This window comes from Pseudomonas graminis (assembly GCF_900111735.1).
Classification (GTDB): domain Bacteria; phylum Pseudomonadota; class Gammaproteobacteria; order Pseudomonadales; family Pseudomonadaceae; genus Aquipseudomonas; species Aquipseudomonas graminis.
In genome coordinates this window covers 56,474-74,578 of the sequence record NZ_FOHW01000003.1, presented here as the reverse complement: position 1 = coordinate 74,578, position 18,105 = coordinate 56,474, and the positions used below count along the sequence as shown (strand labels likewise).

The 18,105-nt window shown below is 62.1% G+C and carries 15 protein-coding genes and 4 pseudogenes; 12 read left to right on the top strand and 7 right to left on the bottom strand.

The features are described 5' to 3' along the window. Positions 1-81 precede the first annotated feature (81 nt). Positions 82-1,707 carry a methyl-accepting chemotaxis protein gene (locus tag BMY98_RS03845; RefSeq protein WP_074884952.1) on the top strand — a complete coding sequence of 542 codons (1,626 nt, stop codon included), beginning with the start codon at positions 82-84 and terminating at the stop codon, positions 1,705-1,707. Positions 1,708-1,870: 163 nt separating this feature from the next. On the opposite strand, the gene fabB is transcribed toward BMY98_RS03845, so the two are convergent. From fabB to BMY98_RS03830, 4 genes and pseudogenes are all read right to left on the bottom strand, one after another. After that, positions 1,871-3,091, bottom strand: coding sequence for a beta-ketoacyl-ACP synthase I (fabB, locus tag BMY98_RS03840; RefSeq protein ID WP_074884949.1), 1,221 nt, complete (start codon positions 3,089-3,091; stop codon positions 1,871-1,873). A 10-nt stretch (positions 3,092-3,101) separates the two neighbouring features. Next, positions 3,102-3,617, bottom strand: coding sequence for a 3-hydroxyacyl-[acyl-carrier-protein] dehydratase FabA (gene fabA, locus BMY98_RS03835; protein ID WP_074884946.1), 516 nt, complete (start codon positions 3,615-3,617; stop codon positions 3,102-3,104). Between the two features lie 210 nt (positions 3,618-3,827). After that, positions 3,828-4,208 (bottom strand): annotated as a pseudogene (locus BMY98_RS27995) (response regulator); the annotation flags it as partial. Positions 4,209-4,294: 86 nt separating this feature from the next. Continuing rightward, positions 4,295-5,765 (bottom strand): annotated as a pseudogene (locus BMY98_RS03830) (ATP-binding protein); the annotation flags it as partial. Between the two features lie 312 nt (positions 5,766-6,077). On the opposite strand from BMY98_RS03830, the gene BMY98_RS03825 reads away from it, so the two are divergent. The 9 genes and pseudogenes from BMY98_RS03825 to BMY98_RS03780 all read left to right on the top strand — a co-directional run bounded on the left by BMY98_RS03825 (position 6,078) and on the right by BMY98_RS03780 (position 13,935). Further along, positions 6,078-7,103: an NAD(P)H-dependent glycerol-3-phosphate dehydrogenase gene (locus tag BMY98_RS03825; RefSeq protein WP_074884939.1), complete on the top strand. Its 1,026-nt coding sequence runs from the start codon at positions 6,078-6,080 to the stop codon at positions 7,101-7,103. A 19-nt stretch (positions 7,104-7,122) separates the two neighbouring features. Beyond that, positions 7,123-7,443, top strand: a pseudogene (locus BMY98_RS27550) (DUF4389 domain-containing protein); the annotation flags it as partial. Positions 7,444-7,658: 215 nt separating this feature from the next. Beyond that, the gene (gene sixA / locus BMY98_RS03815) at positions 7,659-8,117 is read left to right on the top strand and encodes a phosphohistidine phosphatase SixA (RefSeq protein ID WP_074884936.1); all 459 of its coding nucleotides are present in this window, start codon (positions 7,659-7,661) and stop codon (positions 8,115-8,117) included. Between the two features lie 89 nt (positions 8,118-8,206). Next, positions 8,207-8,650 carry a hotdog fold thioesterase gene (locus tag BMY98_RS03810; protein ID WP_074884934.1) on the top strand — a complete coding sequence of 148 codons (444 nt, stop codon included), beginning with the start codon at positions 8,207-8,209 and terminating at the stop codon, positions 8,648-8,650. A 495-nt stretch (positions 8,651-9,145) separates the two neighbouring features. Continuing rightward, positions 9,146-9,922, top strand: a pseudogene (locus BMY98_RS03800) (alpha/beta fold hydrolase); the annotation flags it as partial. Positions 9,923-10,011: 89 nt separating this feature from the next. Further along, on the top strand, positions 10,012-10,866 hold the full coding sequence (locus BMY98_RS03795) for an alpha/beta hydrolase (protein WP_074884924.1): 855 nt from the start codon (positions 10,012-10,014) through the stop codon (positions 10,864-10,866). Positions 10,867-11,052: 186 nt separating this feature from the next. After that, complete coding sequence (locus BMY98_RS03790) at positions 11,053-11,883, top strand: DUF4892 domain-containing protein (protein WP_175514141.1); 831 nt, start codon at positions 11,053-11,055, stop codon at positions 11,881-11,883. 75 nt (positions 11,884-11,958) lie between these two features. After that, positions 11,959-12,879, top strand: a complete 921-nt coding sequence (locus BMY98_RS03785) for a cation diffusion facilitator family transporter (protein ID WP_074884916.1) — start codon at positions 11,959-11,961, stop codon at positions 12,877-12,879. Positions 12,880-12,882: 3 nt separating this feature from the next. Continuing rightward, positions 12,883-13,935 carry an AI-2E family transporter gene (locus tag BMY98_RS03780; RefSeq protein ID WP_074884913.1) on the top strand — a complete coding sequence of 351 codons (1,053 nt, stop codon included), beginning with the start codon at positions 12,883-12,885 and terminating at the stop codon, positions 13,933-13,935. Positions 13,936-14,004: 69 nt separating this feature from the next. On the opposite strand, the gene xopAW is transcribed toward BMY98_RS03780, so the two are convergent. The 3 genes from xopAW to BMY98_RS03765 all read right to left on the bottom strand — a co-directional run bounded on the left by xopAW (position 14,005) and on the right by BMY98_RS03765 (position 16,917). After that, the gene (gene xopAW / locus BMY98_RS03775) at positions 14,005-14,799 is read right to left on the bottom strand and encodes a XopAW family type III secretion system calcium-binding effector (protein WP_074884910.1); all 795 of its coding nucleotides are present in this window, start codon (positions 14,797-14,799) and stop codon (positions 14,005-14,007) included. Positions 14,800-15,088: 289 nt separating this feature from the next. Next, the gene (locus BMY98_RS03770; RefSeq protein ID WP_074884908.1) at positions 15,089-16,168 is read right to left on the bottom strand and encodes a sensor histidine kinase; all 1,080 of its coding nucleotides are present in this window, start codon (positions 16,166-16,168) and stop codon (positions 15,089-15,091) included. Further along, complete coding sequence (locus BMY98_RS03765) at positions 16,165-16,917, bottom strand: response regulator (protein ID WP_074884905.1); 753 nt, start codon at positions 16,915-16,917, stop codon at positions 16,165-16,167. The genes BMY98_RS03770 and BMY98_RS03765 overlap by 4 nt, the downstream gene beginning before the upstream one ends. A gap of 120 nt (positions 16,918-17,037) precedes the next feature. On the opposite strand from BMY98_RS03765, the gene BMY98_RS27250 reads away from it, so the two are divergent. Both BMY98_RS27250 and kdpF read left to right on the top strand, forming a co-directional pair. Further along, complete coding sequence (locus BMY98_RS27250; protein ID WP_158273357.1) at positions 17,038-17,193, top strand: hypothetical protein; 156 nt, start codon at positions 17,038-17,040, stop codon at positions 17,191-17,193. Between the two features lie 816 nt (positions 17,194-18,009). Next, positions 18,010-18,105, top strand: a complete 96-nt coding sequence (gene kdpF / locus BMY98_RS03760) for a K(+)-transporting ATPase subunit F (protein WP_037009437.1) — start codon at positions 18,010-18,012, stop codon at positions 18,103-18,105.

Here is an 18,105-nt window from a genome sequence, read left to right as displayed (position 1 = left end):
TTGTCCTACAGAGCGTCATCTGTAAGCCGACATCCCAGGCAACTGTTCTTTTCAGAGCAGTGTCTTGGGAAGGGACCAGCTATGACCGTGAGAAATATGAATATCGCACCCCGGGCCGCACTCGGTTTCGGCGTGCTCGCTTTGCTGGTGTTCGGTCTGGGGATCTTCGCATTGTTGCAGATGTCGAGCATGCGCGAGGAGTCCGACCAAGTCGAAAACAAGTGGCTGCCCAGCGTGATGGAGCTCGGCAGTATGGGGCAGGACCTGATGCGGGTTCGTACCCTGACGCTGCGTCTGATGCTCAACCGCAGCCCGGATGCCCTGCGTGACAACACCGCCAAGCTCGACCAGCTCAAGACGGGGCTGCAGGCCAAGCAGCAAAGCTACGTTGCACTGATCAGCTCGCCCCGCGAGCGGGAGTTGTACGACACGTTTGCAGCCTCGCAACAGGCCTATTTCCAGCGCCAGAGCCGCGTCATGGAGCTGTCCGCTGCCAATCAGGTGGAGGATGCGATGCAACTGGTCAACGGTGAAATGAACCAGTTTGCCGACGCGATGACCGTCGCCCTGAATGAGTTGACGGTGTTGAACAAGGACGGTGCCGTCCAGGCGAGCCATCTGGCACGGGCGGTGTTCTCCAGTGCGTTCGCTTGGGTCATGGGCATGATGCTGCTGACGGCGTTGGTCACGTTGCTGCTGGCGTGGGGATTGACCCGCAGCATCGTCAGACCGATCGCCCAGGCGTTGGGCATTGCTCAGGTGGTGGCGGCGGGGGATCTCACCCGCGAGATTGTCGTGGAGGGACGCGATGAACCGGCCCGGTTGCTGGAGGCGCTCAAGACCATGCAACAGAATTTGCGCAACACGATCATGCGCATTGCCGATTCCTCGAACCAACTGGCGTCGGCCTCGGAAGAGCTCAGTACTGTCACCGAAGACGCGACGCGCGGCCTGCATCAGCAGAGCCTGGAGATCGATCAGGCGGCGACGGCAGTCAACGAGATGACCGCGGCGGTCGAGGAAGTGGCGCGCAACGCGGTGGCCACGTCGGAGGCGTCCGAGGAATCTGACCGGATTGCCCAGCATGGTCGTCAGCAGGTCCGGCAGACCGTAGCGTCCATTGCCCATCTGGCCGAAGACGTGACCGACGCCGGCGAGCAGGTGCAGACCCTGGCGCAGAAGGTATATGGCATCAGCAAGGTACTGGACGTGATTCGCTCGGTTGCCGAGCAGACCAATCTGCTGGCGTTGAACGCAGCCATCGAAGCAGCACGGGCAGGGGAGGCAGGGCGCGGCTTTGCGGTGGTGGCGGATGAGGTGCGTGCCTTGGCGCATCGGACTCAGTCGTCAACCCAGGAAATCGAACAGCTGGTGGGCGACATCCGTCAGGGCACCGATCAGGCCGTGGCCGCCATGCAGGGCAGCAACAGTCGAGCGCAGACGACCCTGGAGCTGGCGCAGTCCGCCGGCGTGGCGCTGGACGACATCGCCGCGGCCATTACGCTGATTACCGAACGCAACATGGTCATCGCCAGCGCGTCGGAGGAACAGGCGCAGGTTGCGCGGGAAGTGGACCGCAACCTCACCAACATCCGCGACATCTCGCTGCAAAGCTCGGCAGGCGCCAATCAGACCAGCGCGGCCAGCCACGAGCTGTCGCGGCTGGCGACCGACCTGAACGGAATGGTTGCAGCGTTCTCGGTGTGAGATCCGACGCCTTCCCGGCTAAAGCCGGTCCCACAGAAAGCATGCGGTGCTGTCGTGGGACCGGCTTCAGCCGGGAAGCGGCCGGTTTGGGCACTATCAATGCATTTCACCTGGCCATAAAAAAGGCGCCCCGAGGGGCGCCCTTTGTCTGTAACTGACTCGATTACTTGCCAGTCCAGCGCTTCATCACCAGGGTGGCGTTGGTGCCACCGAAGCCGAAGCTGTTGCTCATCACCAGATTCAGCTCGGTGTTTTCGCGGGTCTTGGTCAGGATCGGCATGTCTGCGACGGCTGGGTCCAGCTCGTCGATGTTGGCCGAACCGGCCATGAAGTTGCCTTCCATCATCAGCATGCAGTAAATCGCTTCGTGAACACCGGCGGCGCCCAGGGAGTGACCCGACAGGCTCTTGGTAGAGCTGATCGCAGGGGCCTTGTCGCCGAACACTTCACGGACACCTTCCATTTCCTTGACGTCGCCGACTGGAGTAGAAGTACCGTGGGTGTTCAGGTAGTCGATGGTGCCATCAACGGTAGACAGCGCCTGCTGCATGCAGCGGATGGCGCCTTCGCCGCTCGGAGCGACCATGTCGTAACCGTCGGACGTCGCGCCGTAACCAACCAGCTCCGCGTAGATCTTTGCGCCACGGGCCAGAGCGTGTTCCAGCTCCTCGACCACGACCATGCCGCCGCCACCGGCGATGACGAAACCGTCACGGTCAGCATCATAGGCACGGGAAGCCTGTTCCGGGGTGTCGTTGCGTTTGCTGGACAGCGCGCCCATGGCGTCGAACAGGAACGACTGGCTCCAGTGCTCCTCTTCGCCACCGCCGGCAAACACGATGTCCTGCTTGCCCATCTGAATCTGTTCCATGGCGGTACCGATGCAGTGAGCACTGGTGGCGCAGGCAGAGGCGATGGAGTAGTTCAGGCCCTTGATCTTGAATGGCGTCGCCAGACACGCCGACACCGTGCTGCTCATGGTGCGGGTCACGCGGTAGGGACCGACGCGCTTAACGCCTTTCTCGCGCAGAATATCCAGCGCTTCCATCTGGTTCAGCGTCGATGCACCGCCGGAGCCGGCGATCAGACCGGTGCGCGGGTTGGACACCTGCTCTTCGGTCAGACCGGAATCGGTCACAGCATCTTTCATCGCAAGGTAGGCGTACGCAGCAGCGTGACCCACAAAGCGGAAGATCTTGCGATCGATCAGCTCTTCAAGGTTGAGGTCGATGGAGCCCGATACCTGGCTGCGCAGACCCATTTCGGCGTATTCCGGATTGAAACGGATGCCAGGGCGACTTGCACGCAGGTTGGCGGAGACGGTGTCTTTGTCATTGCCCAAGCAGGAAACAATGCCCAGACCAGTGATAACGACGCGGCGCATGCGAATACCCTTAGAAATTTTCAGTGGAAGTGAAGACGCCGACACGCAGGCCTTCAGCGGTATAGATTTCACGGCCGTCCACGCTGACCGAACCGTCGGCGATCGCCAGGTTCAGCTTGCCTTTGAGGACGCGCTTGATGTGAATGTTGTAGGTGACCTTCTTGGCAGTCGGCAGGACCTGACCAAAGAATTTCACTTCGCCCGAGCCCAGTGCCCGGCCGCGGCCCGGCAGGCCTTGCCAGCCCAGGAAGAAGCCGACCAGTTGCCACATGGCATCGAGGCCCAGGCAGCCTGGCATCACCGGGTCACCTTCGAAGTGACAGGCGAAGAACCACAGGTCCGGGTTGATATCGAGTTCGGCGACCAATTCACCTTTGCCGAACTTGCCGCCTTCTTCGCTGATATGGGTGATGCGATCAACCATCAGCATGTTGGGGGCGGGCAATTGCGCGTTACCTGGGCCGAACAGCTCGCCGCGACTGCAGCGCAGCAGATCTTCCCGGGTAAAGGCGTTTTGTTTGGTCATGCGAACTCCTCGATAATCCTGTGCGGCAGGGTGTGGCGTTACTTACCCAGTCTGGCCAGCGGGTCATCCCTCTGCTGGCAGCCTACTCATAGACTATTGCGTTGTAGTGAAAGTCACAGCACGGGTGAAATGAATGTACACCTGTGCACTGAAATTTTTCGTCCGCGCGTTGGCGTGGGTCGAATCGGCACACAAGACTGCCGCAATTTATCATTTACCGCCAGTCGCAGATGCCTTAATGGTCAGCCAGCGCTGCAAAACCTGCTGTAAATCAGTACGTTTGAACGGCTTCGCCAGGTAATCGTTCATTCCGGCCTGCAGACAAATTTCCCGGTCGCCATGCTGGGCGTTGGCGGTGAGGGCAATAATGGGCACCGTCGCCAGCCCCGGCAGCAATCGGATCTGGCGCGTCGCTTCATAGCCGTCCATGACCGGCAGTCGGCAGTCCATCAGGATCACCGCGAAGCTTTCCCGGCCGGCCATGTTCACCGCTTCAAGGCCATCTGCCGCCACACTCACCTGCAAACCCAGGCTGCGCAGCATCGCTTCGACCACCGTGCGGTTCACCGGGTTGTCCTCGACCAGCAACACGCAGGCGTCACGGCTCTGGGGTAATTCACCCACCGCGCCGGACTCGGGCTTGATCACCGCCTGTTGAACCCGCTGAAGCGGGATTTGCAACTGGAAAACGGAACCAAGTCCTTCGCTGCTTTGCGCCCGCAGCGACCCGCCCATGCGCTCGGCCAGATTGCGCGCGATGGGCAGGCCCAGGCCGGTGCCGCCATAGCGCCGGGAGATGGAGTTGTCCGCTTGCTGAAACGCGTCGAACATCGATTCCAGCAGGTCCGGAGAGATCCCGATGCCGCTGTCGCGCACCGCGCAGGTAAACCGGATGTGGTGCGGGTCGGCGAGGGTAAAGCCCGCCTCGACCCGCACGCTGCCAAATTCGGTGAATTTCAGCGCGTTGCCGATCAGGTTGACCAGAATCTGCCGGATGCGCGTCGGGTCGCCCTTGACCTGCAACGCCTCCATTGAGGGCGGCAGGTCCAGTTCCAGTGCCAGCCCGCGCTGCTGTGCGTTATGGGCAAACGCCTGAACCGAGGTGCTGATCAGGTCGGCGAGGTTGAATGGAATGCTCTCCAGTTCCAGCGCATCGCGCTCGAAGCGGGAGAAATCGAGAATGTCGTTGATGACGCGCAGCAGGTGCTCGGTGGATTCCATGGCCAGCGCGGCATATTCGGCCTGCTCGTCGGTCATCTTGGTGGTTTCCATCAACTGCAGCATGCCCAGCACGCCATTCATCGGCGTGCGCAACTCGTGGCTCATCATGGCCAGGAATTCGGACTTGGCGTTGTTGGCGCGCTCGGCCTCTTCGCGGGTGCGGATGAGTTCGTCCATCGCCTGCTTCTGCTCGCGGCTGGCCTTTTCCAGGCCCAGGGCCAGGTTGTTGATGTGTCGCGCCAGATCGCCCAGTTCGGCATCATCTGCAACGGGCAGCGGGACCGAGTAATCGCCCTGCTGAATGGCCTTCACTGCCGCGCTCATGGCGCTGATCGGCTGGGACAGGCTCAGCGACAGACGTCTTGCCAGCATGTAAGTAAACAGAAGGGCAAACATCGCCAACACGCCGGCTTTGAGCAGTATCTCCTGCTCGCGCTGATTGAAGGCGTCACTGGACATACCCACCAGCACCCGGCCCAGATAACCTTCGACCGGCACGCTGATGTCGCCATCGGAAACCGCCTGGTCGGCATTTTCGGTCAGCTGTGGGGACTTGGCCGACTGCAGGCGGATGGGTGCCTGGAACACTTCCATTTGCCGCGAATGCCCTTGCTCCTCGGCGGGTTCGACATGAACCAGTACTTTGCCGGCACTGTTGCGCACTTCGAGGAAACGCACATGGGGCGTGTTCATCGTGGCGTTCATCAGGTTTTCAAGAACGGCGTTGTTGCCGACGATGACGCCGTATTCCGACGCGGGGGCCAGTTGGTTGGCGATAAGTTGCCCGGTGTGATTGAGTTCCTGTCGCAGGTCCTGAATCCGCACCACGGTAAAGAAGCTGATCAGCAACAAGGTCAGCAGCAACGCCGGGCCGAGGCTGAGGATCTGCGTGCGGGTGCTGATGTTCCAGCCGCGCTGAGCCGTCACGAGGCGGTTCCGGCTGTCTGGGCCAGGAGGGTTTGCCGATGTTCAGGCATGGGGAATCCTGACGGGGCACGTGAGGTAGACGCTTGGTGTCATGTGACGGATCTCTTCGGGAGCGACCTGACGATAGCTCATCGGCGCCGCTGAGGAATTTTCATCTCGAGGGCGCATCTTAACCGAGCCGTGGGCAATTTCCTCGGCAAGAGTGGGGGATCGGCTGTAAGTTCGTGGGGGCACCTTTTGCCGCTGGCCCCGAGCCTGACGCTCCGTATAATGCCCCATCGCCAGATGTGATGGCCCTGAATGGATTGTTTTATGACCCAGCAGCAACCAATAGCGGTCCTTGGCGGCGGCAGCTTCGGGACCGCAGTGGCCAATCTGTTGGCCGGCAACGGTCATCGGGTGACGCAGTGGATGCGCGATCCGGAGCAGGCGGAGGCGATCCGCATCAACCGCGAGAACCCGCGCTACCTCAAGGGCATCAAGGTGCTCGAAGGCGTCGAGCCGGTCACCGACCTGCACGCCACATTGCAAGACAGCCAACTGGTCTTCGTCGCACTGCCGTCCAGCGCGCTGCGTGGTGTACTGACCCCGCACGTCGACCTGCTCGCCGGGAAGATGCTGGTCAGCCTGACCAAGGGCATCGAGGCCGACACCTTCAAACTCATGAGCGAGATCCTTCAGGACATCGCGCCCGCTGCGCGAATCGGCGTGCTGTCCGGCCCCAATCTGGCCCGCGAAATCGCCGAACACGCCCTGACCGCCACGGTGGTCGCCAGCGAAGACGAGGATCTCTGCCAGCAGGTTCAGGCCGCACTGCATGGCCGCACCTTCCGCGTATACGCCAGTGCCGACCGTTTTGGCGTCGAGCTGGGCGGCGCACTGAAAAACGTCTACGCCATCATTGCCGGCATGGCGGTGGCGCTGAACATGGGCGAGAACACCAAGAGCATGCTGATCACTCGCGCGCTGGCGGAAATGACTCGGTTTGCGGTCAGTCAGGGTGCCAATCCGATGACCTTCCTGGGCCTGGCCGGGGTCGGCGATCTGATCGTTACCTGTTCTTCGCCGAAGAGCCGCAATTACCAGGTCGGCTTTGCCCTGGGGCAGGGCCTGAGCCTGGAGGAAGCGGTGACCCGACTGGGTGAGGTCGCGGAGGGCGTCAACACGCTCAAGGTGCTCAAGGCCAAGGCGCAGGAGCTGCAGGTTTACATGCCCCTGGTGGCCGGGCTTCACGCCATTCTGTTCGAGGGCCGCACGCTGGAGCAGGTCATCGAGTTGCTGATGCGCGCCGAACCCAAGACCGACGTCGATTTCATTTCAACCAGTGATTTCAACTGATCACCACACGGAGAAGCTCTTGAACGAATCAAAACTCAAGCAACACGAATCGATCCTTCTGCGCATCCTGTGGATGGTGCTGTTTGTGCTGGTCTGGCAGGTGGCGGAAGTGGTGCTGGCGGTGGCTGTCCTCGTGCAGCTCGTCTACCGGCTTTTCAACGGCGCGCCGAGCCTCAGCGTGATGTCGTTCGGCGACAGCCTGAGCCAGTACCTGGCGCAGATCGGCCGTTTCGGCACCTTCCACACCGATCAGAAGCCATGGCCGTTCGCCGATTGGCCAACGCCGCGTGCGCCTGAGGGCGAGGCGCCGCACGTTGTGGCGGTCAAGCCGCAACCGGCGCCTTCTGCTCCGCAACCCGCTCCAGCCACGCCGCAACCGGCGCCTGCGACTCCGCAGCCGGTTCCTGCTGCAACGCCAACGGTTTCCGACACGCCGCAACCGGGTGCCGAAACTTCGCCGGCGGTTCCCGACACGTCGAACGCCGCTGTCGACACATCGCCATCGCCATCGGCGCCGGTTACGCCGCCGTCCACGCCCGGTGAGGGGCCAAAACTGTGAAGGTCTGGATTCTGCGCCACGGCGAGGCCAAACCTCAGGCCCGTACGGACGCCGAGCGAGAGCTGACTGCCAATGGCCGCGAAGAGGTCTTGCGCATTGCGGCCCACTTGATGGGGCAACCCGTGCAGCGGATCATCGCCAGCCCGTATGTGCGTGCCCGGCAGACCGCCGAGCTGGTCCGACAGGCGCTTGGGTTTGCAGAGGCCATCGTGACCGTGCCGTGGCTGACGCCTGAGAGCAATCCGCACAAGGTGCTGGAGCTGCTGGATGCGTACAGCGAAGAGAATGTGTTGCTGGTCAGTCATCAACCTTTGGTGGGCTCGTTGATCGGCCTGGCGGTGCAGGGCTCTGTGCAGCAGGCGCAACCGATGCACACCGCCAGTCTTGCTCAGCTTGAGGCGGATTTGCCCCTTGCTGGCGCGATGGAACTGGTGGATGTTTGGCACGCTGAATGAATGAAACAAGGAGCGGGGAGCGGTTTGCTGCGCTCCCCGTCGTTGAATGAAACAAGTGCTCCAAACCCTGAAAATAACAAGGAAGAACCATGAGTGTATGGCGTAGCCCTCCGGACCTCGACGCGCTTAATGCGAAGCAGAAGAACACCATCGGTGAGGTGCTGGATATCCGGTTTGAAGCCGTCGACGATCGGTCTTTGACGGCGAGCATGGCGGTGGATGAGCGCACCCACCAGCCCTACGGCTTGTTGCACGGCGGGGCGTCGGTGGTGCTGGCGGAGACGGTGGGGTCTACGGCCAGTTATCTGGTGATCGATACGGATCGGTTTTTTTGTGTGGGGATCGAGGTCAACGCGAACCATTTGCGCGGGGTGCGCAGCGGGCGGGTGACGGCGGTGGCGCACCCGGTGCATATCGGTCGTACGACCCATGTCTGGGATATTCGTCTGACGACGGAGGATGGCAAGGCCTGTTGTATTTCCCGGTTGACGGTGGCGGTAGTGCCCCATGGGGAGCAGCCTCCTTCTCGCTGATGTATGAGGTGCTTTGGTCCAAGATCAAGAGCGTCTGCCTGGGGGCAGCTCTCGCCGCATTCCTGCGGCTCGGCCCACTGCGCGAGACCTGCGTTCAGCCTGCACCCAAGTCGCGATTGGCGGTGTCTGGACTTTTTGCGCAGGAAGATCAACGGCGCTTTAAAGCAGATCAAAAGCTTCCCGGCTGAAGCCGGTCCCACAGGGTCATCGTCGGTCCCACTGACTGCACGCGCCGCTGTTAGTGGGACCGGCTTTAGCCGGGAAGAGGCCAGTCCAGGCGCCTGTATTTCTTGAGCTCTAACATCTGATCGTTCCCACGCTCCGCGTGGGAATGCCGCCTCAGACGCTTCGCGTCTCTGCCGTGGCGCTGCCACCCACCCAGATAAACACGCCCATGACCGGAGTGGCCTCATCGATGGCAGTTCCGGTCATTGCCGCTGTTCGCGCGTGGTGCGCACAATCGCCGCTTGTTCGGGTTGCTCTGGGTGTGTCGGCATGTCTCAACTTTTGTTTTTCGCTCACGCCAATGGTTTCCCGTCGGGCACGTACGGCAAGTTGTTCGCCGCGCTAGGGCCAGAGTTTGAGGTTCGGCATCTGGAGCAGCATGCCCATGACCCGCAATTTCCGGTGACGGACAACTGGCCGGAGCTGGTGGATGAGTTGATCCACCATTTGCGCGAGCAGCCGCAACCGGTGTGGGGTGTCGGACATTCGCTGGGTGGCGTGCTGCATTACCATGCGGCGCTGCGCCATCCGGAGTTGTACCGGGGCGTTGTCATGCTCGATTCGCCGGTGCTGACGCGTTTCGATCAGTGGATGATTCGGGCGGCCAAGCGCTTCGGTTTCATCGATCGCATTACGCCCGCAGGCCGGACGCTCGGGCGCCGGGAGGTGTTCAGCAGCGTCGAGGCCGCGCGGGAGTACTTTGCCGGTAAGTCACTGTTCCGGCGTTTCGATCCCGAGTGTTTCGAGGCGTATCTGCGCCACGGGTTGCAGGCCGATGGCGACGGGTTGCGCTTGCGCTTCGATCCCGCCACCGAAATCAGCATCTACCGTAGCGTGCCCCACACCAGCCCCGGCCTTGCCCGTCAGTTGCGGGTGCCGTTGGCGATGGTGCGCGGTGAAAGCAGCGATGTTGTGCGTCGGCACCATGCGCTGTCGGTCAAAAGCATGCGCGAGGGCGTGTATCTTTCCGTGCCCGGCGGGCATATGTTCCCGCTCGAACATCCCGAGGACACCGCCCGCATGCTCACAACGCTGTTTTCCCGCTGGACGGCCGGCGCTGACGCCGCAACTGCAACTGCAACTGCAACTGCAACTGCAACGGCAAACGCTGACGCTGCGCTGCACCGAGCCCGCGCATGACTTGCTCGGTGGAAGAGATCCGCCTGAGCCTGCCCCATATCGAGCTGGCGGCTCATCTGTTTGGTCCCCAGGACGGCATTCCGGTGATCGCCCTGCATGGCTGGCTGGACAACGCCAACAGCTTCGCGCGGCTGGCGCCCAAGCTTGAAGGGCTGCGGATACTGGCGCTGGACATGGCCGGGCATGGTCACTCCGACCACCGTCCGCCGGGTTCGGCGTATGGCTTGCCGGACTACGCCCACGATGTATTGCAGGTGGCGGAGCAGATGGGCTGGGAGCGCTTCTCCCTGCTGGGTCACTCGCTGGGGGCGATCATTTCGGTGATCGTTGCGGCGGCCGTCCCCCAGCGGGTGAGCCGTCTGGCCTTGATCGACGGGTTGGTGCCACCGGTGGGCGAGCCAGAGTCTGTCGTAGAGCGCATGGGCGCAGCGCTGCAGGCGCAATTGACCCGGCAGAGCAAGCGCAAGCCGGTCTACCCGGACATGGACCGTGCAGTGGAGGCGCGGATGAAAGGCATGGTGGCGGTCAGTCGTGAGGCGGCTGAACTGTTGGCTCAGCGTGGCTTGATGCCGGTGCCGGGTGGTTACACCTGGCGCAGCGACAGCCGACTGACCTTGCCCTCGGCGATTCGTCTGACACGAGCTCAGGCGCTGTCTTTTGTCACCGCGGTGCGCTGTCCGGCGCAGTTGATCGTCGCCGAGGAGGGAATGCTGGCGCAGAACCGGGAGCTGCTCGCCAGCGTTCCTTTTACGGTGACGTCCTTGCCGGGCGGCCACCATCTGCACCTTAACGATGAGGCGGGTGCGCGCTCTGTTGCAGACTGTTTCAATCGCTTCTTCGCCGTTCCTTGACTTGCGACCTGCAACTGCCGAGGCTGGGGCAGTTGAAACAGGAGACTGCACGATGGACCACTGCCCACGCCGCACCGTTTTATTTTCATGCTTGCCGCGCGTTGTCGCGGCTTTGTTTTGCCTGCCGATTGCCCTGCCTGCCGCTTCAATGGCTGCCTCGCCGATTGACCTGCCATGAGTGCATCCATGACGTTTGCCCACACCTTAACCCGCACGCTCGGGCTCACGCTGCTGCTCACCGGGTTCAGCGCCATCGCCCATGCAGCCGACGTTCCCGGCAGTCAGGATTTGCCCAATCTGCCGCGACTTGAAGACGCGGAAATCGTCGATTATCGGCCTGCCGTCGAGCTGGAGCGTATCTACCCGCTGGGTTCGATCCGCAAGATCAGCGGCCAGTTGCGCTTCGACGGGCAGGTGTCAGGGCGTGGCGATGTCACTGCCATCACTTATCAATTGCCGGTCGAGCACAGCGCCGACGAGGCGTTCACCGCTGCCCGCGAAGCGTTGCAGCAGCAGGGCGCGCAGTTGCTCTTCTGGTGCCAGGCGCGCGATTGCGGCGAAAGCAGCCTGTGGGCCAACGAGGTGTTCGGCAACGCCAAGTTGTATGGCGCCGACAACGGCCAGTCCTATCTGCTGCTGCGCCTGGCCGCCCCGGCGGACAACACGCTCGTAGCGTTGTACGGCATCACCCGCGGTAACCGCCGGGCGTTCCTTCACGTCGAGCAATTTCAATCGAGCACCCCGCTCGGGGATTTGCTGCCGACTTCGGCGACCCTGTTGCGCGAGCTGAAAAGCACCGGCGAGCTCGAGCTGCCGATGCTGACCGCAGAGCCGCAGGAACCCTGGATCACCTTGCTGTCCCGTGGCTTGAATCTGGACAGCACCTTGCGCGTCACCCTTTCCGGGGATCAGCGCGAGGCCTGGCGACAGGCGCTAGTGGCCAAAGGCGTGCGCGCCGCACGCCTGGAAGCAGGCGACCGCAAAAATCCCGGCCTGACCCTCGAGCTCATTCGCTGACGGCCGCAGAGCCAAGCTTGGTCTGACTTCACCGTGTGTATACAATGCCGCCCTTCAATCGTACCCGTGAGTCAGATGACAGAACCAAGCGTGCTTCGCCTTTCCATTATTGTGACGTTTGCTCTGGCTATTTTTGGGGTGGTTTTCGGTCTGCTGACCGGATCTGCGTCGATTATTTTTGACGGTGTATACACCCTTATCGACGCAATCATGACGAGCTTCGCTCTGGTCGTTGCCAAGCTGATTGCCTTCTCTCACAACGATGTCGGTCGAGCCCGCCTGACCAGGAACTTCACAATGGGGTTCTGGCACCTTGAGCCCATTGTGCTTGGTTTGTCCGGGACTCTATTGGTGGGCACCGCTGGCTATGGTTTGATCATGGCCGTTGGAAGCCTGATGGGGGGCGGGCGACATCTGGACTTCGATCTCGCGCTCGTTTTCGCTTTAGTGGCCCTTGTGAGCGCGGTTGGCATGATCATCTATGGCCGACGAGCAAACAAACGACTCCATTCAAGCTTCATTGCCCTGGACGTAAAAGCCTGGACGATCTCCGCCGCAATGACCGGCGCTTTGTTACTCGCGTTCCTGACCGGCTGGGTTATCAGGGGCACAGAGCTGGAATGGTTATCGCCTTATATAGATCCAGCGGTGTTAGCGCTTGTTTGTGTCATCGTTTTACCTCTACCTCTGCCGACGATTCGTGACGCTCTCGCAGATGTTCTGCTGGTGACCCCGACAGAAATGAAGAAAAGAGTCGATGACGTTGCTAGCGATGCTGTCCAGCGACATGGCTTTCTTTCCTACCGTGCCTATGTGGCCCGTGTGGGGCGCGGTAGACAGATCGAGATTTACTTTATCGTTCCCCCGGGCTTGCCGCCACGCTCCCTGGAGGCTTGGGATCTGATCCGGGATGAGATAGGCGAAGAGGTCGGAGGTACCGGCCCTGATCGTTGGCTGACAATCGCCTTTACCGTCAATAAAGAATGGGCTGAATGACCGATGTTCAATAACGATCGCCTGTTGGTGCAGATTCTCCTGCTCGCGCTATTCGGCGCCTGTCTGTGGGTGATGGTGCCGTTCTGGTCGGCGCTGTTCTGGGGTGCGGTACTGGCGTTCGCCAGCTGGCCGCTGATGCGTCTGCTGACCCGCGCGCTCAAGGGGCGTGAATCCCTCGCGGCGGCGATTCTGACACTGGGCTGGATGGTGCTGGTGCTCGCACCGCTGGTCTGGCTGGGCTTCAATCTCGCGGATCACGTGCGCGATGCAACGGCGTTCGTCAAGGACGTGCAAGTGGACGGTCTGCCGGATCCACCCACCTGGCTGGCGGGTATTCCGCTGGTGGGCGAGCGACTGGTGGGTTACTGGAACACCATCGACCAACAGGGCGCGGCGCTGCTGGTCAGCGTCCGGCCTTATCTGGGGCAGGTCGGCAACTGGCTGCTGGCGCGCAGTGCGCAAATCGGCGGCGGCATTCTTGAGCTGACCCTGAGCATCGTCTTCGTGTTCTTTTTCTACCGCGACGGGCCGCGAGTGGCAGCGTTCGTGCTGAGTCTGCTGGAACGGCTGATTGGCGATCGCGCGCAGTATTACCTCGATCTGGTGGCCGGCACGGTGCAACGGGTGGTCAACGGTGTGATCGGTACGGCAGCGGCGCAAGCGGTGCTGGCACTGATCGGATTCCTGATTGCCGGTGTGCCGGGCGCGCTGGTACTGGGCATCGGCACTTTCCTGCTGAGCCTCGTGCCCATGGGCCCACCGCTGATCTGGATACCGGCCACGGCGTGGCTGGCCTGGCGAGGCGATTACGGCATGGCGATTTTTCTCGGCCTTTGGGGCACGTTCATCGTCAGTGGCGTCGATAACGTGCTCAAGCCGTACCTGATCAGCCGCGGCGGCAATCTACCGTTGGTAATTGTCTTGCTCGGAGTGTTTGGCGGGTTGCTGGCGTTCGGCTTCATCGGTCTGTTCATCGGCCCGACCTTGCTGGCGGTGGCCTACAGCTTGCTGCTGGACTGGGCGGGCGACAGTCGCGCGCGGCAGCCGGTCAAGTAGCTCACACCCTTAAAAAACACGCGCATAAAAAACCGCCGCCGGGCTGAGCTCGGCGGCGGTTTTTTTTCGTCAGGCCGACGTGCTCACGTACTTGCCGGACGTGGCGCTGCCGTTGAGGTTGTAGCGATCACTTAGGGCCGCGACCATGCGCTTCAGGGCTTCAGTGGCCTGGGTGGTGGTTTGCGAAGTGGCTGTTTGCGTAGAGGCGGTCTGGCTGCTGGACGAGGCGCTTGCCGAATTCGTCGTGCCCTGTAACGCGCTGGTCAGTTCGGCCGCGGTGATGCTGCCGTCACTGTCGCTGTCCAGGCTGCTGAACAGGTCACTGGCGTCTTCGGCAGGGGGCGGAGGCGGCGGTTGTTGGGCCTGCAGGCTCGCGGTCAATTCGTCAATGCTGACGGTGCCGTCCTTGTTGGTGTCCAGGGCATCGAACACTTTACTGCTGTCGGCGCTGCTGCCTGAACTGCTCAGCGCAGTGGTGAGTTCATCGCTGCTGACCGTGCCGTCACCGTCGCTGTCCAGCGCACTCAGCAGGTTTTGCGCGTCATCCGCCGCAGAGCTGCCGTCCATCTGCATGGGTGGTGGCGGCGGAGGCGTCAAGGCAGCCAGTTCATCGGCGTCGAGGCTGTCGTCGTCATTGCCGTCGAGATCGCCGAATGCCTTGCTCAGGCTGACGGTAACGCCGTCTTTGGAATCCGATGACAGCGCCGAGCTCAACTCGTCCTTGTCGACACTGCCGTCGCCGTTGGCATCGAGTTTCTTCAATAACTCATCGGCGAACTTCTTGCTGTTGGCGGTGCTGGTGCTGCTCGTGCTGGCACTGGTGTAACTGGAATAACTGCTATTGCCGCTGACGCCTGTGATCATCGGACTGACTCCCCATCAGATGGATAATGCCGGGGCGGTGCTCCGGCTTATGCAGCGTCAAGGCAAGGCGTGTCGTGGGTGTGTTGGATTTGTACCGGCGGAGTTACCTGAGCGCTTGCGTGAAACTTCGCTCCGTGGGACCGGCTTCAGCCGGGAGGAGGTCAATCCGAACACCGTCATATCTGCGGTGTGACGCCTGACGAATTCCCGGCTGAAGCCGGTCCCACAATGGGCTCCATCGCCAGTACCACCGAACGCACCCGGCCCCGTCGCTGCTGACGCCGCCGGATCAGATTCGCGGCAGATCCAGCACGGCGGTCAAACCGCCGCCGGGGGTTTGTTCGAGGCGCAGGTCGCCGCCCATTCGGCGCGCGGCTTCCCGGGCGATGGTCATGCCGATGCCGACGCCGCCCGAGTTGCGATTGCGCGAGCTTTCGACGCGGTAGAAGGGCTCGAACACCACTTCCCGCAGGTCTTCGGGAATGCCCGGGCCGTGATCGATGACGCTGACCCGCAGGCGATCACTGGCGTCCTCAATCTCCACCCGCGCATGCCCGGCGTAACGCAGGGCGTTGTCGATGAGGTTGTTCAAGCACGAACGCAGGGCCATGGGCTGGGAATTCAGTGGCCGGCAGGTGCCGCTCGCCTGAATGTCGTCGCCATTGTCTTGGGCGTTTTCGGCCAGGGATTCGATCAGCGCCTGCACGTCGAAGTACTGCAGGGCTTCGCTGGTGCGCTGTTCGTTGAGGTAGGTCAGGGTCGCGTCGAGCATGCCAATCATGTCGTTGAGGTCCTGGCTCATCTGCCCGTGCAGCCGCGGTTCGTCGATCTGCTCGACCCGCAGTTTCAGGCGCGCGAGGGGCGTGCGCAGGTCATGGGACACGGCGGCGAGCATGCGCCCGCGCTGTCTCACTTGTTCGCGAATGCGTTCCTGCATCAGGTTGAACGCCTGCGCCGCCTGACGTGCCTCGCGAGGACCATTAGTCGCCAGCGGGGGGCTGTCGAGGTTTTCGCTGAGGCGCTCGGCCGCGTCGCTCAATCGGCGGATCGGCCGGCTCAGGGCCTTGGCGCCGAACCAGGCAGCCAGCACCAGGCTGATCAGCTGGAACAGCAAGGGCACCAGCGGAATGCCCAGCAGCGGCGGGCGGCACGGCGGCCGACGCCTGTCGTTCTGGCCTGCCTCGGCGGCAGGGTCGCGGTCGGACGGCGCTTGCATCTGGCCGGCCATCGGTCGATCGCAACCGGGCGGAGGCGGCATTCGCGGGCCGTAGTAGTGGAACCAGACAAACGCGAGGAGGTGGGCGAGGACGATCGCCAGCAGCGCCCCGCCAAACAGCCGGGCAAACAGGGTGTCGGCCGAGCGGATCAACCAATCTCCCGGGCGTCGAACATGTAGCCTTCGCCGCGCACGGTTTTGATCAGTTGCGGGGATTTCGGGTCATCGCCGAGCTTCTGGCGCAGGCGCGAGACGAGCAGGTCGATGCTGCGATCAAAGGCTTCGATGGAGCGGCCGCGGGCGGCGTCGAGCAGTTGTTCGCGGTTGAGCACGCGACGCGGCCGTTCGAGGAAGACCCGCAGCAGGCGGAACTCGGCGTTGGACAAGGGCACGACGAGGCCGTCCGGCGCGGTGAGTTGGCGCAGGACGCTGTTCAGGCGCCAGTTGTCGAAGCGCAGGGTGGTGCGTTCTTCGGTACGGTCGTCGCGCACGCGGCGCAGGATGGTCTGGATGCGTGCAACGAGTTCGCGAGGCTCGAAGGGTTTGGCCATGTAGTCGTCGGCGCCGAGTTCCAGGCCGATGATGCGGTCGGTGGGTTCGCAGCGGGCGGTGAGCATGAGGATGGGGATGTCGGAGGTGCTGCGCAGCCAGCGGCAGAGGGAGAGGCCGTCTTCGCCGGGGAGCATGAGGTCGAGGACGACGACGTCGTAGGTGTTTTCGGTCAGGGCCAGGCGCATGGCGTTGCCGTCGGTGACGCCGGTGCTGTGGATGTTGAAGCGGGCGAGGTAGTCGCAGAGCAGTTCGCGGATGGGGATGTCGTCGTCGACGATGAGGGCGCGGGTGTTCCAGCGGCGCTCTTCGCTTGGCGCGGTGGCGGTGGGGCTGTCGGGTGTTGTCTGCATGGTGCTGCCGCCGTGTGGTGCCGCCGATTGGGCCGCGGATAGGAGTCGACGCTGCCATGCTACTTCGCTGGCGAGCGGGGCGGAAGGGTGAGGGGGGCAGGTGTCGGTGGGTTGTCTTGAATGTATCAAGTCAGGTACATCTGCGGTGTGGCTGAGTACGCCGAGATCAAGATCAAGATCAAGATCCTTAAGATCAAGAGCGTCTGCCTGGGGGCAGACCGTTTCGCCTTCGGCGAGTTACTTGGAAAAGTCGAAAGTCGCACCATCCCCAAGTAACCAAGGGTGCTTGCTCCTGGTTGGGCCCTTCCTTCGTCAGGGTTCCTTCACTCCGGTCTTGCTCCGTGGGCCCGCGCCGAACGGACATCCATGTCCTGACGGCGCTCTCGCCGCATCCATGCGGCTCGGCCCACTCCGCAAGACCTGCGCTCAGCCTGCACCCAAGTCGCGATTGGTGTCGTCTGGACGTCTTGCGTATGAAGATCAAGATCAAGATCTAAAGCGAATCAACAGCTTCCCGGCTGAAGCCGGTCCTACAGTCGAGGTCACCGCCAATCCCACTGTAAGCATGCGATGTCTTTGTAGGACTGGCTTTAGCCGGGAAGCTTTTGATCTGCTTTGGCTTTCGGCTTTCGGCTTTCGGCTTTTGGCTTTTGGCTTTTGATCTCCATACACATAAAGTCCAAACACCGCAAAACGCGACTTGGGTGCAGGCCGATCGTAGACGACGCGCAGTGGGTCGAGCCGCATGGATGCGGCGAGAGCGCCGTCAGGACATGGATGTCCGTTCGGCGCGGGCCCACGGAGCGTCGTCGGAGTGAGGGAACCCGACGAAGTCGGGCCAAACCAGGAGCAAAGCGTTTTTGGTTACTTTTGGGGCGCTTTTGCCAAAAGTGACCCGCCGTAAGGGCGGAACCCTAATAACTGCACACACAGATAATGGATATAAACGCCGCGTAAAGCCCCCAGAGCCCCGAAAACAACCACTCTTTACGCTTTCTTTATGCCCTCCACCCTCCGTCGCTCTCGTTCCTTTACACCCCCACTGAACACAATTGCCCCACACGGCAGTCGCCGTATGACGGAGAGTTTTTCATGAGCGTTCTGGATGGGGTGTCACTGCTGCTCGCAGCAGGGTTATTCGTTTACTTGCTGGTCGCGCTCCTGCGCGCCGGCCGGGTCGAGGAGTAA